Origin of the sequence: [Flexibacter] sp. ATCC 35208 (assembly GCF_001975825.1) — a bacterium.
Taxonomy (GTDB): domain Bacteria; phylum Bacteroidota; class Bacteroidia; order Chitinophagales; family Chitinophagaceae; genus Chitinophaga.
This window is the reverse complement of sequence record NZ_MTKN01000044.1, coordinates 1-22,124: the sequence shown is the minus strand read 5'-3', so window position 1 is coordinate 22,124 and position 22,124 is coordinate 1. Positions and strand designations below refer to the sequence as shown.

The window sequence follows — 22,124 nt, the reverse complement described above, 5'->3', positions numbered from 1 at the left end:
GCACAATCGCAGACCTATTAGTTGATGGCTGTCAACCAACAAGGAAACAACTATCTATGATAAATATCAGTTAATATAATTAATATGACAGAAAATAGGAATTGGTGAGTTCGGGCTTGTTATAAGTGAGTTCTTCTTTGACAGTGGTATGATAAACGCCCCGGTTAGATGCGTTTAATATAGCGTGTGCTGCAGCAGTGTCCCATTCCATAGTTGGGAAGAGGCGTGGGTACAGATCGGCTTTGTCTTCCACCAGGAGCATGAATTTGAGAGAGCTGCCCATGGAGGTAAGTGTAACGTTGGAGAATTGAGAGATGAATTGTTTTGTTTCGTCTGATAAATGAGAACGGGAAGCGATGATGGTGATAGAAGGTTTAATTAATAGCTCCTGTAAAGTGCGTCTGGATTTTAAAGGAGGAATTGCGTGATCATTTTTATATACCCCCGTCTCCTCACTCCCATAATAAAGATCTCCCAATACAGGGGCATACACCACGCCGCCCACAGGTTTATTATGATGCATCAATGCTATATTGACGGTGAATTCTCCATTTTTATTGATAAACTCCTTAGTACCATCCAGCGGATCTACCAACCAGTAATATTCCCATGCAGATCTTATTTGAAAATCCTGGTGTTTGCCTTCTTCTGATAAAATAGGGAGATCCGTCTGTGCTAATATTTGGGAGATAATAGTGTGAGCAGCTTTGTCAGCAGCCGTAACGGGAGATTCGTCTGCTTTTTTTTCAGTATCGAAATTATCCGAATGGTATACATCTAAAATAGCCTTTCCTGCCTCAATAGCAGCCTTATTTGCGATTTCTAATAATTGCCTCATCATGTGGCAAAGATAGAAAAGAGTGGGTAGAGAAATCCACCCACCGTAACCTTTGGAACAAAATGCTGTATGAACTTCAAATCGAAGCATTTTAGCACCTAAAAGTAACCAGCATTTGGCTCCTGAAACGATAATGACCATCACATCTTCACGGGTAATCTGTCAATCATTATTGCTATCGAAATCATTTTTATTCCAGCACGTCCAGGCACTGCATGGTTTTGTATCCGGCAGCAACCTTTCTACCTTTCACCGTTTTAGTTAATAAGAAATTGACCGTGTTTCCAATTATTGTCAGACATGCAATAAAGGAGATTGCTTTGATGTACTTTTTCATGATGTACGGGTTTACAATATGAAGTTACCAAGGGTATAGATGGCGGGAAATGATGGCCGGCAAGCAAAAGATTGATTAGGATCAGTCATGTATTTGGTTGATTTACAAGAAAATAAAAATATTTGCAACATTGTTTAACAATCGTTACTATATTTGCAACACCGATGCAATAGATATACCGTTTATTTAAATCCAGGCCTGCATCAATTGATGTTGCAGGCCGCAGGCGTACAAAATGTCTGAAAAAATGTGAATGCTTATGAATAAAGGATGGGATGCTATCGGAATTGGAGCATCATTAGCCTGTGCCATACATTGTGTGCTATTACCCTTGCTATTTACAACACTGACTTTGTGTGGCGTTGAGTTTATTGAGAATAAACTGCTGGAAGTACTGACGATTGTCTTATCCATGTGTGCAGGAAGCTGGGCTTTGATCAGGGGGTATCGCAAACACCACCACCGGTTGTCGTTGGTATTGTACTTCATTATTGGCTTACTATTGATGATAGCAGGGAATTTTATGCATGGCCAGTTTGCCGAGATTCTGTGCAAATTAGCCGGTGCTGTATTAATCATTACCGCCCATGTCAGGAATATTTATTTCTGCAAGCATTAATAAATGGTTGCTGGTAGGGGTCGATTAAGTTATCGCAGGGGCCTGCGGCCTGCTTGACTAAATTCAAAATGATACATTACTTTGTAATTTGTAATTTGCAATTCTGATATTCAACCCCTACCTTTGCACCCTATTATTACTAATAAGTCCAACATGAAATCTGCATTCAGAACAGCCGTCTTAAGACACCAGATGTAACTACCCGGTTACATTGTTCTGATCTATTCAATATCTACACACTCTTTTATTTTCTTATCTAATTCCGCAAGGGATACCTATTGCCATTTTTCATGAAACTGAAAGAAATCTCAGCATTCTTATGCATTTACATTATCTGGGGTACCACCTTCTTAGGCATTTCCTATGCCCTCAAAGGCTTTCCACCATTTATTCTATTAGGACTCCGATTCACTACCGCAGGCGTCCTGCTTTTATCCTGGCTTATATATAAGGGAGAAAAGCCAACAGGATTTGAAACATGGAAACAAAACAGCATTTCCGGCATCTTAATCCTGACCATGGGTATCGGTAGCCTGACCTATGCGGAGCAATACATTACATCCACAGAAGCAGCGATTGTGGCCGCACTGGAACCCTTCTGGTTCATGCTCATCGACAAAAAAAGCTGGAAATTCTACTTTGCGAATAAGATATCCGTACTTGGAATTATCATCGGTTTTGTAGGACTATTGATCTTTTTCAGAGACAGTCTGGCGGTGCAGGCAGGTATGGATCACGGCAGAACAGTAGGTTTCATGGTCATGATCTTTGGAACGATCGTATGGGTATTGGGTGCATTTCATTCCAAAAAACCGACAAAAGCCTCACTATTGATGAACGTTTCACAACAATTGTTTATCGGCGGAGTGATTAGCTTAATCATCGCCACCGTACAGGGAGAATGGCACGTTATTCAATGGGGAGCAATTCCATTGGCATCCTGGAGTGCGCTGGTATACCTCATCTTCTTTGGTTCGATATTGGCCCATTTGTCTTTTATCTGGTTGTTATCCATCAAGCCTCCGGCTATGGTAAGTACACACACGTTCATTAACCCTATCGTAGCGGTACTGGCGGGCACCCTGATTGCAGGCGAAGCCCTCTCTTTCGGTCAGGCTATTGGCATAACAGTTATTGTAATAGGAGTGGCGATGAATAACCTGACACAATTTAAATTGAGCCCGGCAGCAAGCTAAAATTTAACCAACATGCCTTACGTCTGCACCCTAAGCAGAAGCCGGCAATTGATGCTATACCGGACCTCATGCTATTGGTCACAGTAATCGGTAATGGGTGCACAAATGAAGCAACCAATACCGATTATTGTCATCATTATCGGTTACTGTAATTGGAGGCTTTATTACGGGTTTGCCGTTATTACTACTGGCATTAGCGGACCGGCCGGGATGATGGATATTGAAACAAATAAAGTAATCCCTTGTAGGAAACGCTATTGGTAATAAGCTATAAAGAGAGGATCCAGCCCTCTAATCCGCTGTAAGTTGATAAACTTTAACATTTCTATATTAACCTGCTTCAATCCATTTCCGGATACCAGCAGCGCCAGACTCACCCCAAAAACAGCTACCATGCTTACTATCACACCGATTTCATGTATTTCACAGGCAGCAAGCTACCTGGTGATTTTGCAGAAATGTTGGAAGCCCAATCCAGAATTTCTACCAAATTGGGGTTCAATTTTGTACTTCAACTAAGTAGCATATGAAAAAGTGGCTCCTATTTTATTTTTGTACCTGCTATATCTCATTATTACATGCCCAGACAAGGGATAGCATCATTGTTCGTCCTTATCCGGCATTTACAGTCCGGCAGCTCAGTCTGCCTTTAACATTGGCTGTTTTAGGACTCGCCTCTAACGGCAATGGCAACGAGGCATTCAAAAAGGAAGTAGTAGAGGAAAGGAATGAAATGATGCCAAAGTTCCATACCAGTATAGACAATTACCTTCAGTTTGCACCACTGGTCATCGCTTATGGGCTGGATGCTGCGGGAGTAAAATCAAAAACAGACCTGCTGAACCGATCTGCCATCCTCATGAAAGGCGAACTGCTCATGCTGGGATCTGTCTATGTACTGAAAAAATACACACATCAGCTTCGCCCGGATGGCTCTACATATAACTCCTTCCCTTCCGGACATACCGCACAGGCATTTGCCGCTGCCACCCTGCTCTGTGAAGAATACAAAGACCGGTTTCACTGGATGCCCTATGCTGCCTATGGATTAGCCAGTGGCGTAGGCATGCTTAGAATGGCGAATAACCGCCATTACATTTCTGATGTATTGCTGGGTGCCGGTATTGGAATTCTTTCTATGAAAGTGGCATATTGGACCCATCAATATAAATGGGGTAAGCGCACTCAGGCTATTAATCTTGAAAATCCATAATAATGCCATACGCATCATTGCTGGTGAAAATAGAGGCCCACGTACGCAATCTATTTGCCATCCATATGCATCCTTACCTGGTTTACCACAATCTCTCCCATACGGAGAATGTGGTGAGGTATACAGCTAGATTGTCGGAATATTACGACCTGAAACCACACAGTCATTTCATTATTATGGCAGCCGCATGGTTTCATGACACAGGGCATCTATTCGGAGAGATCGAAGGTCATGAAGCCCGTAGTGCGACCCTCATGGAAAAATATCTGGGCGATACAATCTCTAAAATTTATTTAAACCATATCCGTCAATGCATCATGGCTACCAAAATGCCGGTGCACCCTGACAATTTACTGGAAATGATTATCTGTGATGCAGACACCTGGCACCTTGGCACAACAGATTTTTTCGGGGAGGACCATAAAGTATGGCAGGAGGTCGAAGCAAGAAAAGGGAAAACATTTGATAATAAACCAGCTTTAAGTCTCAGGTTTATGGAGCAGCATATATTTTTCACTTCTTATTGTATCCAACATTTGTCTGAAGGGAAAAGAGAAAATGTAAAGCGGCTAAATGAATTAATAGGTGGATGATTCTTGTGTAGTACCGTGACATTCTATCTGCGGAGGTGGTGACAGACGAAACTGTGCTGTGGTCAGATGCGGAACAAAATGGCCGAATATAGCAGAAAACTTCACTTTATGTTGGATACAGTATCTGCCAAACACGATGTGAACACTTACCTGAATCTGCTCAGGAACCACACCCTTCTCATACCCCTGCTTATTTTACCTGGTAAGCAATAATGCGGTTCCTGTTAAATACCGGAACATAAAGTGTTTTTGTTTTGCTGTCATAGCTAATATCATTAGCCATCAAACGATCTGCCCGGGTATCCAACAGCACTTCCTTGCTACCATCGGCCTTCACATAGTATAAGATCCCCGTGTAGTTGCTGACAATAAATTCATTCGGACTAACCATAACAATACCATCAAGACCGTTTTCAAAACCATCAGCAACTTTTGTCACCTTCTTATTAGCATTCACCTTATACAATGTATTTGTAGTTATCACATACAGATCATCATTAACAGTCAGCAAACCGTTAGCGCCAGACATATTTTCCAGGTACAAAATAGCTTTTTCATTCTCAACACGATACACCTTGCCCGTCCTGGTATCACTCACATACACCACTCCCCTGCTATCTACAGCTACATCATTGAGCCTTCCTATACTATCGATAAGGATCTGTTTAATCACAGCTGCCTTTTCAACATCAACAACCGCAATCCCTGAAGGGGCAGTAGTATAGAATAGTCCTTTGAACAACGCAGACCCCATGTTCGAATTAAGTCCTGTTAACCACTCTTTAGTAATGATCCTTCCATCAGTGCCCATGTAATCCGGCCTTTGATGGTTCCGCTTTTGAGGATCCTCCACCTGCAGAAAGCGCCAGTTCTCTTGCGTTGCTCCCCGAAGCCAGCAGTGAGCCACCAGCTATCGTTAAACCAGTTTTTAAAAGGCTGCGACGATTCATTATAATTGTAATTTTAATGTTGCTGATTAATTGCATCAGGCATTTTAACAGGCCTGAGCAGTTGAGAAAAAGTAAGAGAACCCATCTTCCATTTACCATCTTCTTTAAGGTACACTTCAGTCACCATAAAGGAGTGAACCACTTCGTTACCACCCACTACAGCAATAAGATCAATATCGTTTAACAAAATAGCATTGTTGCCGAAAATATTAACTGCCGCTCCATACACCGCAGCCTTCTTATACCATATCATGCCGCCCTTAATAGTATTTAGCTCCTGCGTTTTGCCCCAGCTTCCACCCATGTGCACAAAAACACACTTGTCCGTAAACAGGTTGTTAAGTGCATCCACATTCTTATCTGCCATCCATGTCCATTTGGCTTTTGACAGATCAAGGATCTCCTGTTCCTGTTTGCCGGGTGTTGCTGAATCGCCAGGCAGATTGGCCTGAGCGCGGCACAGTTGGAAACCCGAAACAAGTAAAACGAAAAGGATCAATCGTTTTTTCATAGTCTTATCAATTAAAGGTTTATTGGTTATAACAAAGCAGAATTAAAATATCATCTCCCGACATGGCAGGCATAATTAACAAACTAATCTATGAGGTTCTTTAATATCATCCATTCATCAATGTGATCGTCAGCATATAAGCCTAATAGCATGTTGTATACCGATCATAAATGCCCTGTTCAGGCCCTCATAGTTCTGATCATTAATCATTGAGCTTTCTGTTCCCCAGCCACTTCACCATTGCCGGATCGCGATGATCAAAAAATGCAGAGGTAGTAGTATCCAACGTCTTGATAGCATCTAAATCAGCCGTACTCAGTTCAAAATCGAAAATGCTAAAATTCTCTTCCATGCGTTCTTTACGTACAGACTTTGGTATAGCCACTACCCCCCGCTGCGTTAGCCAGCGCAGTATCACCTGTGCTACGGATTTATTATATTTTGCACCAATGGAAGCCAGAAGTTCATTTTTGAAGATATTATTCTTGCCTTCTGCAAACGGCCCCCAGGATTCGATTTTTACATTTTGTTCTGCCATGAATCCCTGCGCTTCATTTTGCTGATGGAAAGGATGCGTTTCTACCTGATTAACCGCTGGTACTATATCGTTATGAATAATCAGGTCAATTAACCGGTCAGTATAAAAATTGCTAACACCGATTGCTCTTACCCGGCCTTCCCTATAGAGGTCCTGCATAGCACGCCATTCACCATACACATCTCCGTAAGGCTGGTGGATCAGGTACAAATCCAGGTAATCAAGTTGCAGGCGTTTAAGCGATTCTTCAAATGCCTTTTTAGTATCTTCATATCCATTTGACTGGATCCAAAGTTTGGTCGTAATAAAAAGCTGATCGCGGGCTACACCACACTTTTTAATCGCGCGGCCTACTGCTTCTTCATTGCCATAAGAGGCCGCTGTATCAATTAACCGGTAGCCGGTGGCGATGGCATCCATTACACTCCTTTCACACTCTGCCATATCAGTTACCTGAAATACGCCAAAGCCCAGCACGGGCATTTCTACACCATTATTTAGAATCATCTTCTGCATATACTATTTTTATTTTGTGTTGAACTTATAAGCTATTCCGGGATTTTCTGCCTCTTTGATCAATCTGAACCTATCTTATAAACTCAGCTGTAAAGTCCGCTACCTCCACCTAACTACATCGCCAAACAAATGTCACGCTTATTGGGGTCTGGATACTTACCTGAATTACTGCACTTTTTACCTTGATTACAGATCAGGCACCCGACAACAACAAATGGTTAAAATATGCCGTAATTTTAGAGAAGAACAACAGTGGTATTATGGACAATATGTTGCGATTTAATACAATTGGCGAATACAATGCCTTTAACAACAATGAAACCCTGCATCCGCTCGTAAGTGTGGTGGACCTTTCCAAAGCCAGTCCACGGCAGGGAAGGTGTATGTACTTTGGATTCTATACCGTCTTTCTCAAGGATTTGAAATGCGGGGACATGGTGTATGGACGTCATACCTACGATTATCAGGAGGGAACGTTGGTATTCCTGGCGCCGGGACAAGTAGCTGGCATCAATAGCAATGGGGAAACCTACCAACCCAAAGGCAATGCATTGGTATTTCATTCCGACTTCTTACTGGGCACAATCCTTGGTAAACATATCAATGATTACGGCTTCTTTGGCTACCAGACCAGAGAGGCACTACACCTGTCTGAAAAAGAACGACAGATCGTGCTGGACTGTTTTGCCAAAATTGAATACGAACTACAACGCCCAATTGATAACCACAGTAAAAAACTCATAGCCTCTAATATTGAATTATTCCTTGAATATTGCACCCGTTTTTATGAACGGCAGTTCATTACCCGCGAACACGTACACAGGGGAATACTATCCCAATTTGAACAAATACTGAACGACTATTTTATTTCAGATAAAACATTTACCATCGGACTACCATCGGTAGCCTACTTCGCCGGTGAGTTAAACCTCTCTCCAAACTACTTTGGTGACCTGGTGAAAAAGGAAACCGGCAGATCAGCACAGGACTATATTCAGTCAAAAATCATAGCGGTGGCCAAAGAAAAGATCTTTGACCCAAGCAAATCGCTTAGTCAGGTGGCAGCTGAATTGGGTTTTAAGTACCAGGCACACTTCACACGTTTATTTAAACAAAAGATTGGCTGTACTCCACAGGAGTTCCGGGCTGCCAATTAACAATGCAGTTCACTACCATTGGCCTAATATTAAAAGTTAACAAGCCAGGCCGCGCCCGGGTGTTCAGCTATAAATACAACAAACGTCCCACATTTATTGATCTTCGCTGCTGCAAAGGATCTTATCAGGGAGGGAAAATATGATATTATCACTTATCGTGAAATTGACGGGAAGACCCGAAGGGCATTTTTTCCCTCCGGAAAATTCTCTTTATCATCCCGAAAGCCTGTCAGAAATGAAAATGGCAGGTTTGTATGCAAAGATAAAAAGTAAATAAAATCGGAATATCAAAGGCTGTTTCAATGGTGAGATTGAAACAGCCTTATAAAAAACGAGCGAAATGGGAACTTGTTACATCATAACATTTGTTCCGGAATAAGAGCCAGATTAATCTGCTCAATTCCTTTCAAAATAGCATCCGGCATGTATGAAATGCTCGTGATACCATTCCTTACCAGGAACAGGGCTATTTCGGGGAAGTCGCTGGCAGCCTGACCACAAAAACCAACAGGTACTATTTTTTCGTGCGCTTTCCGTATAGTTTCTCCAATCATTTTCAATACAGCGGGGTCCTTTTCATTGAACAGGTCTGCTATCAGAGTGGCATCCCTGTCTATTCCCAATACAAGTTGCGTAAGGTCGTTGGACCCTATGGAGAAACCATCGAATATAGCGGCCAGTTTTTCAGCCATAATTACATTGGAAGGTATTTCTATCATCACATATACTTCTAGCCCGTTTTGCCCTCTCTTAAGGCCTAATTCACCCATATAATCCAGCACCTTCTCTCCTTCTTCCACCGTACGGCAGAATGGGATCATCACCTTTACATTTGTTAAGCCCATCTCGTCTCTTACTTTTCTGATGGCAGCACACTCAAGTTTGAAGCCATCTTTATATAGATCATGACAATACCTGGATGCGCCCCTGAATCCGAGCATAGGATTAGGTTCTACCGGCTCAAACTGTTTCCCGCCCAACAGTGCAGCATATTCATTTGTTTTAAAATCACTCATACGCACGATGACCTGCTTGGGGTAAAAGGCCGCTGCAATCGTGGCAATTCCCTGTGACAGGCGATCTATAAAATAGGAAGTTTTATCCGGATAGGCGGCAGTGAGTAGTTCGATCTTTTCGCGGGCTGCCTGGTCTTTCAATTCATTAAACTTAACCAGTGCCATAGGATGTACTCCTATAAAGGATGCGATAATAAATTCCATCCGCAGCAATCCTACACCGGCATTTGGATAAAAGGATAACCTGAACGCCTGTGCCGGATCGCTGATAATAAGCATAGGCAATACACCTTCCGGAATGGATATGCTCTCAAGGTCCTTTTTTTCTTCATGGAATGGCAGGATACCTTCATAAACAAATCCTGTATCTCCTTCGCAACAGGACACAGTAATGTCTTGCCCCTCCCGGATGGTAGTAGTAGCATCTTTGCATCCTACGATGGCAGCAATACCGGTTTCGCGGGCTACAATGGCAGCGTGACTGGTGCGCCCGCCGGTGTTGGTGATCAGGGCGCCTGCTTTCTTAAAAACAGGATCCCAGTCAGGACTGGTGGTATTGGTTACTACGATATCGCCTGTTTTTATCTGCCACGCGTCAGCAGGGGAAGATAATATACGCGCTTTACCAGCGACAACTTTATTGCCAATGGCGAATCCCCGGGCCATGACGTTTCCTTTCTTTTCGAGGTGCCAGGCAGACAAATACCTTTTCTTTTTTCGTGAGTGGACAGTTTCCGGACGTGCCTGTACAATATATAGCTGTTCGTCGATACCATCTTTTGCCCACTCTATATCCATTGGCCGGCCGTAATGTTGTTCTATTTTGATAGCCCAGTCGGCCAGTTGTGCTATTTCCTTGTCAGAGAGCACCATTTCCTGCTGCCGGGCTGTAGACACTGGCACATTTTCCAGTGATCCGCCATTTTCTGCAAAGCAAAGCATCTTATCTTTGCTACCGATACTCTTCCGGATGATAGCATGCGTGGGTTTGAATACAACGTATTCATCGGGCACCACAGCACCCTGTACAATGTTTTCACCCAACCCCCATATACCATTTATTAATACGAGATCTCTGAAACCAGAATCCGGATCCAGCGTAAAGCAAACACCGGATGCAGCCAGATCTGACCTGACCATAAGCTGTATGCCCACAGACAATGCCACCTTTTCATGTTTAAAACCATTATCTTCCCGATATTTGATAGCTCTGTCAGTATACAGGGAAGCATAACACTTTATAATTGCACTGATAAGAGCATCTTCTCCCCTGATATTTAAGAATGAGTCATGCTGCCCTGCAAAACTGGCATTGGGAAGATCTTCAGCGGTAGCACTGCTTCTTACTGCCACCGCTTTATTATCATTACCACATAGAAGACGGTATGCACCCAAAATTTCAAGAATTACTTCTTCCGGGAGGTTAGCTTTCAGGATCATTTTTCTTGCCGCCTCACCTTTTTCTGCCAGGTTGGTCCAATTCTCTCTGTCCAGCTCCATCATCAGTTGCTGCAGGGGTTCCCACAAATTATTATAATCGAGAAAGGACCAGAATGCAAAAGCATTGGTAGCAAAACCATCCGGTACGTTGATACCTTCCTGGTGAAATGAATTGTATAATTCTCCCAGTGAGGCATTTTTACCTCCCACATCCGGTACGTTTTTTAATCCGATACCTGAAAAATGCATGATAAAGCTTTCCATCTCTTTGCTATTTATCGTGAGCGATAAAAAGAGGCCACTGATGTTCCCTTACCAGTACATCTGCCATACTTGGTTTAAAAAGCATGGAGAATACATTGCGCTGATAAGCGCCTAAGATCAACAAAGATTCCTTATCCTGTTTTCGGAGGAACAGGGGTATTTCTACATCCGGCTGCCCTATAAGAGAAATGAAACCGGCATGTGGAGTATGTAGGGACACCAGTTCTTTAAACAGCACACTGTTTACCGTTTCATCCTCCCTACCGGGAAAATGTGCGGTGATTATCTCCATAGGCAATACATTCAGTACAGGCAGGAGATAATTAAACATTTTGAACGCATATATGGAAACAGGTGAACCATCATGCAACCAGAATACTCTCCTGATATCTGTAAAATGCCTGGGCAATAATAAAACCGGGCACCTGGTACCTTCCAGAATTTCCCGTACAAAGTGAGTAGGCGATTCTTCTGTATACCTGTTCATAGATTCGCTGGCATCAAGGAGCAACAGATCTGCATAACGGCTTTCCTTTAGCAGATCGCGGACAGCCAGTTGTTTGTCCCGGTGAACCATGTATGCTATACTTGCGTCTTTACAGGCATTTTCAAACCGGTCTACAGCGGCATCCCGCTCATGCCGGTCTTCTTCTACAAGATGTTTAACATTATCCACGGCATATTCTTTTTCACTGTACAACTGGTAGATTCCACGGCTTGAATACGTCATATCTTCCAGGAAAACACCTGTAATCATGGCATTGTGTTGAATGCCCATTTTCACAGCATATTGCAGGGTGCTGTCTGAGAACTTTAAGCCATCAAAAACAGCCAGAATCTTTTTCATAACCAACGATTCAATTGTGAGCAATAAACACCGCCTGGCTAATCACTTTAATAACCGGGTTAGCATGACTGGGACTAAGGAAATTTGAAATCATACTCCGCCCATAAGCGCCCATTACTACGATAGATTTATCCCTGTCAAACAATAATTCCACGAGCCCCATTTTTACATTTCCTTCAGAAGAGAGAAAGTCCAGGTAATTGTAATGAGCATGCATCCATTCCCTGAATTTGTAGCGTTCTTCAGGACTTACTTCTTCGGGGTTCACGCTGACCACGACTGTCTTGAGTTCATTGAGTTGTGGAAAGAGGTAGGTAAATTGTTTAATAGCGTGAATAGAAGATGGTTTGCCATCGTAGGTGAATACGATTTCCCCGATGCCGTTAAAACTTGCCGGCATGAGCATAACAGGGCATTCAGCATTGCTCATGACATCCTTCACAAAATCGGTGGGTGTGCCTTCGTTATTTGGGCTGAATGTAGTACTTACATTCAGAAGCAAAAGATCGGCATACCGGCTTTCCAGGATCAGTTCGGATAACGGGTTACCACGGTCCCGGTGCACAACACAATCAATGCCTTTGCTTTCGCAGGCGGTTTTGAAACGTTGAATATTTGTATCACAGGTATGTTGTTTGAGGGACAAAGGTTCTTCAGTTACATTCAGACCAGCATTAACGGCGGCAGTTCTGATCATACTGTCCGTACGCATTTCTGATTCATCGTTTTCAAGAAAAACAGCGAGGAGCTTCGATTGGGCCAACTCACAGATATAACCTGCAAAATCCAGGTTATCAAGATGCAGGTCGAGTGCATCTGTTACATACAATATCTTTTTCATAACAATGAGGTTTTCAGATAAAGGTGTCAGCCCATTAAAGGGCTGACACCATGAATTCATTACTGAATCACTACGTGTTTTGTACCATTTGCCTTCCTGGCTTCTTCAGTCTTTGGCAGGTATAATTTCAGTATACCATCTTTATATTTTGCTTCCACTTTATCTTTAACTACACTGACAGGCAGTCTGAAGCTCCGGGAGAAGCTACTGTAGTTGTATTCCTGCCTGGTAGGGGTTTCTTCAGTTTCTTCTGTTTCAGCACTGATCGTCAGCACATCATTATCAATATCGATCCTAAAGTCATCCTTATCCATACCTGGGGCAGCCACAGTCAGCTTAAACTGATCTTTTTCTTCTGTAATATTTACAGCAGGAACGGTAGCAGTATATGTTTTGCCGCCATTAAAATCAAATAAATCTTTCCAGGGTTTAAAATAATCATCGAATGCAGATGGCAGAATGGAAGTTGCCTTAGTTAATTCTTTAGACATAGTTACCTCCTTGTTTTAAAAATTGTGAAGAATATTGGGATTATATTTTCGAAAATTTCAGGGTCGTTTACAATATGAATTTACATCTTATTTAATACTGAAAACAATGATCTGGAGTATCCGAAACATTGATTCTCATCACCATGCAGCCATTGTTACCGTGGCATTGTTCAATACCTGCTGAAATAATTTCTCTACATCTTCCGGCTGGCACAAGGCGGTTCCGGGATGCAGGGTGGCGGCGGCTCCACAGGCAATGCCATAACGTATTGCACCTAAAAATCCCGCACCTTTTGAAAGCTTATATACAATACCGGCAAGCATCGCATCACCAGCCCCCACGGTACTGACAGATTTCACGAGTGGAGCAGGGATCATGACCTGCTCATCTTTTGTAACCAGTATAGCACCGGCAGCACCCAGCGATACGACTACAGCCGCGCTCTGTCCTCTGTTTATGATTTGCCTGGATTCCTGGTATACATCCTGCTCAGATAAGTGTGAATTGCCAATTAATAATTCTAATTCTGTGAGATTGGGTTTGATAAGATACACTCCTTCTTTTAGCGCACAGGCGAGGGCTTCACCAGATATATCTACCACAAGCCTGGCTCTTCTTTTTTTTACGATAGCAGCGATCTCTCCCATTACTTCGGGAGGCATACCAGGTGGTAAACTACCACTTACCACAATAAAATCATCTGCTGCACATTTACCTATTATTTCAAGACAGGGCTGCCATTCTTTTTCACTGACAGTGGGCCCTGGCATGCCAAAACGATATTGCTGATTAGTAGACACATCCATTACCACCAGGTTCTCCCTCGTTTTGCCACTGATGGTAACATTGATAGCATCCAGGTGTTCCTTTTCAATCAAAGAAGAAAAAAAACGGCCGGTATACCCACCGGAAAGATAAACGGCGGTAGCATGACCACCCAGGTTCCTGATAGCCCTGGCAACATTTATACCTCCGCCACCCGGCTCAAATACAGGAGGTGAACAGGCCAGTTTCTTTTCAGGCACCAGGTGGTTGATAGTAGTACTTTTGTCAATTGCCGGATTAAAAGTGAAGGTGATGATACGGTTCATAACACTGGGTTTAAAGTTTTATTTTATTATATACGTCGTCATAAAAACAGATTTTCCCTTTTCCATCTGGCCAGGCTACTTCATATAGAATAAATAGTGGAATTTTATGTTTCAGGGGAAAGATCAGCTGTCCGCTATCTGACGCTAAATCACATACCTTAGTCGCAGCATTGGCCAGAAATGGGTGCAATGCAGGTTCCAGCATTTCTGCCAGCGAATCGACATCTTCTACCCGTATACACCCATGACTGAAATACCGGCTGTTGAACATGAAGTAGCTTTTATTGGGCGTATCATGCAGATACGTGCTGTAAGGGCTGAAAAAATTGAGTTTGATGATACCCAGAGAATTATCACATCCAAATAGCTGCCTTAGTGTATATGGAAAATTCCTGCTGTTCAGCTGCTGCCATTTGATAGTGGACGGATCTAATACCTTACCGGCTTTGTCCAGCACCTGATAATTACCGTAGTCCAGATAGTCCAGCGGAGCAGATTGAATGGCAGGTAATAATTCGTTTACAGCGATGCTACGCGGTACATTCCAATATGGGAATAATATTACCTCATGTACGCTGCTGGCTAGTGGTATACTGGGCGTAGCAGCTTTGCCCACAATACAGCGGGTGTAGAACAAAACTGAATCTTTACATATATAAAAAAGATTCGCCGCCGGAATATTAACGATGATCACAGGTTGTTCCTGTTGAATACAATCCAGCCAGCGCCAGGTATTTAAAGCATGTTTTAGTTCATATAGTCTTTTTTCTACGGATATATTTAGTTCTTCCAGGATGCCCGGGCGAAGTGTGCCATCTTCCAGCATTTCAAACATACCTTGTGCTAACCTCAGTTTATTCCTGAGTGTATCTTCGTGAATGGTATAATCAGGGGTATCTGTAATACCCAGTTGAAATAACTTTTCGATAAGGGGATGATTAGTGGTATCCAGCTTATCACTGGTGACTGGAGAGAATATAAATTTCTTACGGTTTTCCAGCACAGCTATCTTTTCTTTCAACTCCATGTACATTACATTGTGCGGTTCCAACCTGGCAGGCAAGGTGGCAAACTGATCTTCTGCCATAGCAGTCAATATGCTGTCGCGGATATTCAAACAAGCGGGGTAATAGTTAATTCCATTATAAGGCACACGCACTTCCTGATTACCATAAACGATATCAGAAAAATAACTGATTGCAGCATTTGTCAGTTCTTTATCAATACTGGCAGTATCGACAATTTTTATCCCGGATGTAAGCTGCTGCACCGTTTTATAAGCATAGTCTTTTTCATTAAGGCCTGACAGAGAGGCCTGTGAGAAGAAGCTGACAAGTATGCGCAGGTTCACAGTATCCGATAACCATCCGATATGTTGGCCAGTGGCTGTCGATATCGCCAGTGATAAAAATATTATTGTCAAAAACCAATATTTCATATCTAAAATATTATGTGCGATATAATCCTGCCAGGAATACTCCGATCAATAGTATCTTTTCATTTATCCTTTTTGCCAATTCATATGCTCTATTAGAATAATGTGCGCCATACTTTTCTCATGGCTTTTGAAATATCAGAGGAATAATTGGGGAACAACATAAAATTCGCAATAACCAGCGCCAACAAAAATGATACTGATCATACAGAAGTCTGACTTTGATGCAAGAGAAGGTTGCAATATCAATGAAAAACATGACAAAAATCATTGATTTTAATAGAGATAGAAAACTACCTTTCAGTTCGAAAACAAAATGAATTCCACGGTTACGATTGCAGAATCTATATAATTTGTTACAATCCTTTAGTGCAAGCAACGATGTGCTTTTTTCATAACCGATAAAATGAACAGCGAAAGAAAGGTAGTAACCGTAATTGCTATCTTTCTTTACAACAACTATCTAATCCCAATTATTTACCTCAAAAACCTTAATCATGAAAACAGACTACGAATTACAACAGGATGTGCAGGATGAACTGATGTGGGATCCTTTACTCAACGTACCGGAAATAGGGGTTATAGTAAAGGATGGTGTGGTGACGCTGACTGGGATCGTTGATAGTTTCAGCAAAAAAATAGCCGCAGAAAGTGCCGCCAAAAGAGTAAAAGAAGTTATAGCTGTAGCTGTAAATATTGACATTAAATTGCCGGGAAAACATCTCAGAACAGACGCCGAAATAGCAAAAGCTGCGTTCGATGCGCTGAAATGGTCCAATATTATTCCTGACGAAAAATTGATGATACAGGTAGAAAACGGATATATATCTGTGGAAGGTGAAGTGGAATGGCAATATCAGAAAGATTCTGTAACGAGTGCGATAAAAGATCTTCAGGGAATAAAAGGGATTACAAACCTTATTCACGTAAAACCACGACCTGGCAGCAAAATTATTAATAACAATATACGGAAAGCCTTGCAGCGGATCGCCAACCTTGAAGCAGACAAAATAAATGTAATGACTACAGGCAGCGATATCAAACTGACAGGTAATGTACATTCATGGCTTGAACGGGCGGAGGTAGAAAGAGCAGTATGGTCAACACCTGGTGTTACAACTGTTCATGATGAACTGACCATCTCATAAATCCTTGTACCGGTGACAAGAAAACCCTGATCAAGAGCCCAATACATCTACAGGCCAGTCCGACACCGTTTCACGGACTGGCCCTTTTTTTCCGATAATAGGCTTTAATGATCCGGGTGAATGCACGAATTCGATTCCTTTATAATCAGGATAAAAAGTTTCGTATGAAAAATTCACTTAAAATATTTTTCATCAGAGGAATTCCGATTGAATTACATTGGACATTTCTGTTATTGATATCCTGGGTATTGCTCATGCAACTAATAGCCAGAGAACACGCCAGCATCGTATTACTGACTATCAGTGAAATGTTAGCAGTATTTGTATGTGTATTGTTGCATGAACTGGGACATACCTTTGCTGCTCTTCACTACAACATCCCTATCAAAAAGATCCAGTTGCTCCCCTTTGGTGGAATCACATTCTTTTCCGGCCAGCCAGGAAATCCGCGCCAGGAAATAATAGTCAGCATGGCAGGGCCTTTGGTCAATATCACAATTGCAACCTTATTGATACCATTTCTTCCGGCGGGCACGCCTTTCTGGAAATTGGGTACGATTATAACAAGCATTCATAGCGCCAACTTTTCCCATTTTCTGTATAACATCAATATTACACTGGCAATTATCAACCTGCTGCCCGCATTACCTCTTGACGGGGGAAAAATGTTAAAAGGATTACTGGGACTTCGCTTTACGCCATACACTGCTTTGAAAACTTCGCTTTTTATAAGCAGGGCTATCAGTTTGCTACTGACAATAGCCGGATTGCTGACAGGTAATCTGCTATTCATTCTATATGGCTGCTTCCTGCTTTTAATGTCAGGCATGGAAAAGGATAACTACCTGATCTCATTTCTGATGAAGGATGAAAATGTAGGTGATGTGATATCCCGGGATTTTAAAACATTAAATGTACGGGCAACCCCGGAAGAGATCCTTCATACCCTTGGCATGGGCAATGACCGGTATTATGTATTGACCGACAATGGAAACATCATTGGCATATTGGACAAAGAAACAATTTTATACAGACTACTGACCAACAGGAACGAAATAACCCTGCAGGATCTGGTCATCCCTGATCTGTCTGCTGTGAGGGCGGATAGTAAGTTAATTGAAATATGGAATCGGTTGCCAGACAAAGCAGATCTGATATTGCCGGTTACTACTTCAACCAATAAATTGATCGGGGTGGTCAGCAGGGATAACATCCTCAGTTCGGTACTTAAACATGCAACGGAAAAGCATAAAAAACCATATGCGCTTGCCTGGACATTTCCATTGCTGCTTTCACTATTTTCAGTACAGCAAAAAGGTCATTCCGATACCACTGGTTACCATCAGCATGCCATGAGATTATTGCATGACACGCCTACCCTGGCATGGAAGTATAATCCTACCGCTCCCCTGCCGGGTGCAATACTTCCATACAAAAGGATTGTTGCATTCTATGGCAACCTGTACTCTCCGAAGATGGGAATATTGGGAGAATTACCGCCGGATAAAATGAAAGCCCAGTTACTCGCTGAGGCTGGAAAATGGGAGCTTGCGGACCCACTGTTTCGGGTACAGCCAGCACTGCATTACATTGCGATTACAGCACAAAGAAACCCGGGGAGAGATAAAAAGTACCGGCTCCGGATGCCTGGGCAGCAAATAGACAGTATTATTAAAATGGCGAGAGAGATAAATGCCATCATCATACTGGATGTTCAGGTGGGCCATAGCACCCTACAAGAAGAGCTGACTACACTGGAAAAATACCTGCAGCTTCCGGATGTTCACCTGGGAATAGATCCTGAATATTCCATGAAGAACAATGCCGTACCCAGTTCAGAAATTGGCACTTTCGACGCAGCAGATATAAATTTTGCCTGCGATTACCTGAAAACACTCGTACTGAAATACCATCTCCCACCTAAAATATTGGTAGTACACCGGTTCACACAAGGTATGATTACCAATTACAGAGAAATACATCCCTGTGAGCAGGTACAAATAGTCATCAATATGGATGGATTTGGTTTTCCTGCTAAAAAGAGGGATTCCTATAAATATTTTATTGCGAAAGAACCAGTTCAGTATACTGGTTTTAAGCTGTTTTACAAAAATGATATTACACCCATCCGGCAGACCATCATGCAGCCGGAGGAAATTCTCAGATTGTACCCAATACCTGTTTACATTCAATATCAATAGAAATGGGATATACGATCATATACTTATTATTGTCATACTGCCTGCAGTACCAGCAGGTACCTATCCTTTGTTATCATAATATCAGTAAGGCTGATGATGGTAAAGAAGATCTTTTACATATCAGTGAAAAACATTTTCAGCAACAAATGCAATATCTGTATAATAACGGATATACTGCCATTACCCCCGACGGGTTATATGCCCACATGAACGGAGGCGCTCCCTTACCGTCAAAACCAATTATGATCACCTTTGACGACAGCCATGAAACACATTACAGTCTGGCGGTACCAGTATTGAACCAATTCCATTTCAGGGGCGTGTTTTTCATTATGACCGTCTGCCTGAATAAAACAGGGTGGCTTACCGCCTCTGAAATCCGGGACATGTCGGACCAGGGACATATTATCGCCTGCCATACCTGGGATCATACCAACCTGGCCTTACATCCCTCCTATAATGTAAATGAGCAAATAGTAAAACCCAAAGCACTTCTAGAAAAAATAACCGGCACATCTGTCTGCTATTTTGCATTTCCGTATGGCGAGTGGAATGAACAGGCTATCAAAGACCTGAAACAGGCTAATTATATCGGCGCCTTCCAGCTGGCTAGTCATCAGCAATCTACGGATCCCAACTTCACCGTCAGGCGTATAATGGTATCCGGTAAATGGACTGCAGTCCAATTGAAAGAAGCAATAGATAAAGCATTTATTCTTCCTTAAACAAAAATATACCGCAATGGAAAAAGAAGCTAACAAGGTTGTTTTTCTGATCGATGATGATTCAGATGACCAGGAAATTCTGATAGACGCAATTCATCAGATAAATCCCGGTATCATGATGGAGGTATTTAAAAATGGAAGAGATTTCATGAACCGTGTAGATATGGATAACTGTTCGGACAGGCCTTCACTCATCATTCTTGATTACAACATGCCTTATTATTCGGGTGCTGAGGTATTAAAAAAACTGAATGACCATCATCGGCTGCCGGGGATACCTAAAATCATATGGAGCACGGCCTGCGACTATATTACCAGGAACGATTGCATCACCAATGGTGCAACTAATTATTATGAGAAACCAGATAACTACTCAGGATATTGCCAGGTAGCTGCCAATATGCTGGGGTATATCATATAAAAAATTATGCTATGAAAGCACTCGTTTACAAGAGCACCGGCAAGGTAATGCTTGAAGAAAAAGAAAAACCAGGACTGATTGCATCGACAGATGCTATCGTGAAGGTTATAAAAACAACCATCTGTGGTACAGACCTGCATATATTAAAGGGAGATGTAAAGGAGGTCGTGCATGGTACCATCCTTGGACATGAAGGCATAGGGATCGTGGAAGAAACAGGGAGTAATGTCAGCAATTTCCAAAAAGGAGACCATGTATTGATCTCATGTATTACATCCTGTGGTAAGTGTGAATACTGCAGGAAAGGGATGTATTCCCATTGCAGGAACGGCGGCTGGATACTGGGGCACCTGATAGATGGGACACAGGCAGAATATGTGAGAATACCTTATGCAGATACAAGCCTGTACCATATACCCGCAGGCACAAATGAAGAGTCCCTGGTCATGTTGAGTGATATTCTGCCTACGGGTTATGAATGCGGGGTACTGAACGGACAGGTACAACCGGGTACAACAGTGGCAATAGTGGGTGCAGGACCAATAGGACTGGCAGCGCTTACCACAACGCAGTTCTTTTCTCCTGCCATTATCATTATGATTGACACTGATAATAACCGTCTGGAAGTGGCTAAACAAATGGGCGCGACCCATGCAATTAACAGTAGCCAGGAAAATGCGATCAAAGCTATTATGGCCCTTACTGATTATGAAGGGGTAGATACAGCTATGGAAGCTGTGGGAATACCGGCCACATTTGAATTGTGTACACAAATCATCCGGCCCGGCGGTAAAATTGCCAATATAGGTGTACATGGTAAGTCAGTATCCCTGGCGCTGGAAGATTTATGGTCAAAGAATATCACTATTACTACCAGGCTGGTAGATACCTATACCACGCCAATGCTACTAAAAACAGTTACCAGCAATAAATTGGATCCGGGAGTATTTATAACACACCGGTTTAAATTATCTGAAATAGAAACTGCGTACAACACATTTGGCAATGCTGCAAAAGAAAAAGCACTGAAGGTAATTATTAGCAATGAACTATAAAAATGAATGTATTAAAGTGGATTCAATAATAGGCGGTCAGACAAAGTCTGCTATCCGCATAAAAGAGCTTGTTCACTACAGTCCCTTTTCCTGAAAATGGTTTTCATTCCCAGTTGGTGAATTCCCTCTTTCATGAATGTTTTAATTACTCAATTGGTTCAGTTTACCAATATCGAGCAAATAGATAACCCCTTTCCTGATGTCAATCAGGTGTTCATCCCGAAAATCTGCTAGTGTACGGGCAAAGGATTCTTTTGCCACACCGGCGATTGCCGCAAGGTTTCCCCTGCTGAATTTTATTCCTACGTTGTTATCTCCTGCCACATTATACTTATTGAAGACAGCGAGTAGGGTATCTGCGGCTCTCTTTCTTAATGAATCGTAAGCCACTCTTAAGAGTTGGACTTCTTTTTCCTCAATGGTATGCGTCAACATTCTGATGATCTGTTCCTGGGCATGTTTATTTAGGTTGGTCAATTCTTCGAAGTCACTAATCGGGATAACTGCCAGCACCACGTGATCAATAGCCTGCGCCGAATCGCTGAAGTGGGTTTTGTCAAGTATAGGAATATATCCGAGAAAATCACCTTCCTTAAATAATCCGGTAATAAATTCTTTTCCATCTTCATCAATCCTGAAGGATTTTACAAATCCTTTCAAAGAAGTTGTTTAAACTTATT

The 22,124-nt window shown here is 42.3% G+C and carries 22 protein-coding genes; 10 read left to right on the top strand and 12 right to left on the bottom strand.

Annotation, left to right across the window (positions count from 1 at the left end; genetic code table 11):
* Window positions 1–79 precede the first annotated feature (79 nt).
* Together cysQ and BW716_RS36895 are read right to left on the bottom strand one after the other, a co-directional pair.
* On the bottom strand, window positions 80–841 hold the full coding sequence (gene cysQ, locus BW716_RS23865) for a 3'(2'),5'-bisphosphate nucleotidase CysQ (protein WP_220388823.1): 762 nt from the start codon (window positions 839–841) through the stop codon (window positions 80–82).
* Between the two features lie 187 nt (window positions 842–1,028).
* The gene (locus BW716_RS36895) at window positions 1,029–1,175 is read right to left on the bottom strand and encodes a hypothetical protein (RefSeq protein WP_179091245.1); all 147 of its coding nucleotides are present in this window, start codon (window positions 1,173–1,175) and stop codon (window positions 1,029–1,031) included.
* Window positions 1,176–1,434: 259 nt separating this feature from the next.
* On the opposite strand from BW716_RS36895, the gene BW716_RS23860 reads away from it, so the two are divergent.
* The 4 genes from BW716_RS23860 to BW716_RS23845 all read left to right on the top strand — a co-directional run bounded on the left by BW716_RS23860 (window position 1,435) and on the right by BW716_RS23845 (window position 4,796).
* On the top strand, window positions 1,435–1,794 hold the full coding sequence (locus BW716_RS23860; protein WP_179091244.1) for a MerC domain-containing protein: 360 nt from the start codon (window positions 1,435–1,437) through the stop codon (window positions 1,792–1,794).
* Window positions 1,795–2,084: 290 nt separating this feature from the next.
* Window positions 2,085–2,990: an EamA family transporter gene (locus BW716_RS23855; RefSeq protein ID WP_083726750.1), complete on the top strand. Its 906-nt coding sequence runs from the start codon at window positions 2,085–2,087 to the stop codon at window positions 2,988–2,990.
* A gap of 526 nt (window positions 2,991–3,516) precedes the next feature.
* Window positions 3,517–4,203: a phosphatase PAP2 family protein gene (locus BW716_RS23850; protein WP_083726748.1), complete on the top strand. Its 687-nt coding sequence runs from the start codon at window positions 3,517–3,519 to the stop codon at window positions 4,201–4,203.
* A 2-nt stretch (window positions 4,204–4,205) separates the two neighbouring features.
* Window positions 4,206–4,796 (top strand): HD domain-containing protein, encoded by a 591-nt coding sequence (locus BW716_RS23845; RefSeq protein ID WP_083726747.1) that lies wholly within the window; start codon window positions 4,206–4,208, stop codon window positions 4,794–4,796.
* A gap of 190 nt (window positions 4,797–4,986) precedes the next feature.
* Here BW716_RS23845 and BW716_RS23840 read toward each other — a convergent pair whose 3' ends face one another.
* The 3 genes from BW716_RS23840 to BW716_RS23830 all read right to left on the bottom strand — a co-directional run bounded on the left by BW716_RS23840 (window position 4,987) and on the right by BW716_RS23830 (window position 7,311).
* A complete protein-coding gene (locus BW716_RS23840) occupies window positions 4,987–5,703 on the bottom strand; it encodes an ATP/GTP-binding protein (RefSeq protein WP_220388822.1) in 717 nt (238 codons plus the stop codon).
* A 56-nt stretch (window positions 5,704–5,759) separates the two neighbouring features.
* The gene (locus BW716_RS23835) at window positions 5,760–6,257 is read right to left on the bottom strand and encodes a nuclear transport factor 2 family protein (RefSeq protein WP_083726743.1); all 498 of its coding nucleotides are present in this window, start codon (window positions 6,255–6,257) and stop codon (window positions 5,760–5,762) included.
* 202 nt (window positions 6,258–6,459) lie between these two features.
* Entirely contained in the window at window positions 6,460–7,311 is an 852-nt protein-coding gene (locus BW716_RS23830) for an aldo/keto reductase (protein WP_083726741.1), read from the bottom strand.
* Between the two features lie 182 nt (window positions 7,312–7,493).
* Here BW716_RS23830 and BW716_RS23825 point away from each other — a divergent pair, with 182 nt between their 5' ends.
* Window positions 7,494–8,468, top strand: coding sequence for a helix-turn-helix domain-containing protein (locus tag BW716_RS23825; RefSeq protein WP_321566875.1), 975 nt, complete (start codon window positions 7,494–7,496; stop codon window positions 8,466–8,468).
* Window positions 8,469–8,824: 356 nt separating this feature from the next.
* Here BW716_RS23825 and ppsA read toward each other — a convergent pair whose 3' ends face one another.
* From ppsA to BW716_RS23795, 6 genes are all read right to left on the bottom strand, one after another.
* Window positions 8,825–11,188: a phosphoenolpyruvate synthase gene (gene ppsA, locus BW716_RS23820; protein ID WP_083726739.1), complete on the bottom strand. Its 2,364-nt coding sequence runs from the start codon at window positions 11,186–11,188 to the stop codon at window positions 8,825–8,827.
* 7 nt (window positions 11,189–11,195) lie between these two features.
* Window positions 11,196–12,035: a hypothetical protein gene (locus tag BW716_RS23815; RefSeq protein ID WP_083726737.1), complete on the bottom strand. Its 840-nt coding sequence runs from the start codon at window positions 12,033–12,035 to the stop codon at window positions 11,196–11,198.
* A 10-nt stretch (window positions 12,036–12,045) separates the two neighbouring features.
* Complete coding sequence (locus tag BW716_RS23810; RefSeq protein ID WP_083726735.1) at window positions 12,046–12,876, bottom strand: universal stress protein; 831 nt, start codon at window positions 12,874–12,876, stop codon at window positions 12,046–12,048.
* Between the two features lie 59 nt (window positions 12,877–12,935).
* Window positions 12,936–13,367, bottom strand: coding sequence for an Hsp20/alpha crystallin family protein (locus BW716_RS23805; protein ID WP_083726733.1), 432 nt, complete (start codon window positions 13,365–13,367; stop codon window positions 12,936–12,938).
* A 138-nt stretch (window positions 13,368–13,505) separates the two neighbouring features.
* Entirely contained in the window at window positions 13,506–14,459 is a 954-nt protein-coding gene (locus BW716_RS23800) for a 1-phosphofructokinase family hexose kinase (protein WP_083726731.1), read from the bottom strand.
* 10 nt (window positions 14,460–14,469) lie between these two features.
* Window positions 14,470–15,897 (bottom strand): L,D-transpeptidase family protein, encoded by a 1,428-nt coding sequence (locus BW716_RS23795; protein WP_083726729.1) that lies wholly within the window; start codon window positions 15,895–15,897, stop codon window positions 14,470–14,472.
* A gap of 494 nt (window positions 15,898–16,391) precedes the next feature.
* Between BW716_RS23795 and BW716_RS23790 the strand changes: the two genes are divergently transcribed.
* The 5 genes from BW716_RS23790 (at window position 16,392) to BW716_RS23770 (ending at window position 21,444) form a co-directional block, all read left to right on the top strand.
* Entirely contained in the window at window positions 16,392–17,042 is a 651-nt protein-coding gene (locus BW716_RS23790) for a BON domain-containing protein (RefSeq protein WP_083726727.1), read from the top strand.
* Between the two features lie 164 nt (window positions 17,043–17,206).
* Window positions 17,207–19,243: a site-2 protease family protein gene (locus tag BW716_RS23785; protein ID WP_179091242.1), complete on the top strand. Its 2,037-nt coding sequence runs from the start codon at window positions 17,207–17,209 to the stop codon at window positions 19,241–19,243.
* A gap of 2 nt (window positions 19,244–19,245) precedes the next feature.
* A complete protein-coding gene (locus BW716_RS23780) occupies window positions 19,246–19,968 on the top strand; it encodes a polysaccharide deacetylase family protein (RefSeq protein ID WP_083726723.1) in 723 nt (240 codons plus the stop codon).
* A gap of 16 nt (window positions 19,969–19,984) precedes the next feature.
* Window positions 19,985–20,389, top strand: coding sequence for a response regulator (locus BW716_RS23775; RefSeq protein ID WP_083726721.1), 405 nt, complete (start codon window positions 19,985–19,987; stop codon window positions 20,387–20,389).
* Window positions 20,390–20,400: 11 nt separating this feature from the next.
* The gene (locus BW716_RS23770; RefSeq protein ID WP_083726719.1) at window positions 20,401–21,444 is read left to right on the top strand and encodes a zinc-dependent alcohol dehydrogenase family protein; all 1,044 of its coding nucleotides are present in this window, start codon (window positions 20,401–20,403) and stop codon (window positions 21,442–21,444) included.
* A 141-nt stretch (window positions 21,445–21,585) separates the two neighbouring features.
* Here BW716_RS23770 and BW716_RS23765 read toward each other — a convergent pair whose 3' ends face one another.
* Window positions 21,586–22,104: a Crp/Fnr family transcriptional regulator gene (locus BW716_RS23765; RefSeq protein WP_083726717.1), complete on the bottom strand. Its 519-nt coding sequence runs from the start codon at window positions 22,102–22,104 to the stop codon at window positions 21,586–21,588.
* Window positions 22,105–22,124 lie beyond the last annotated feature (20 nt).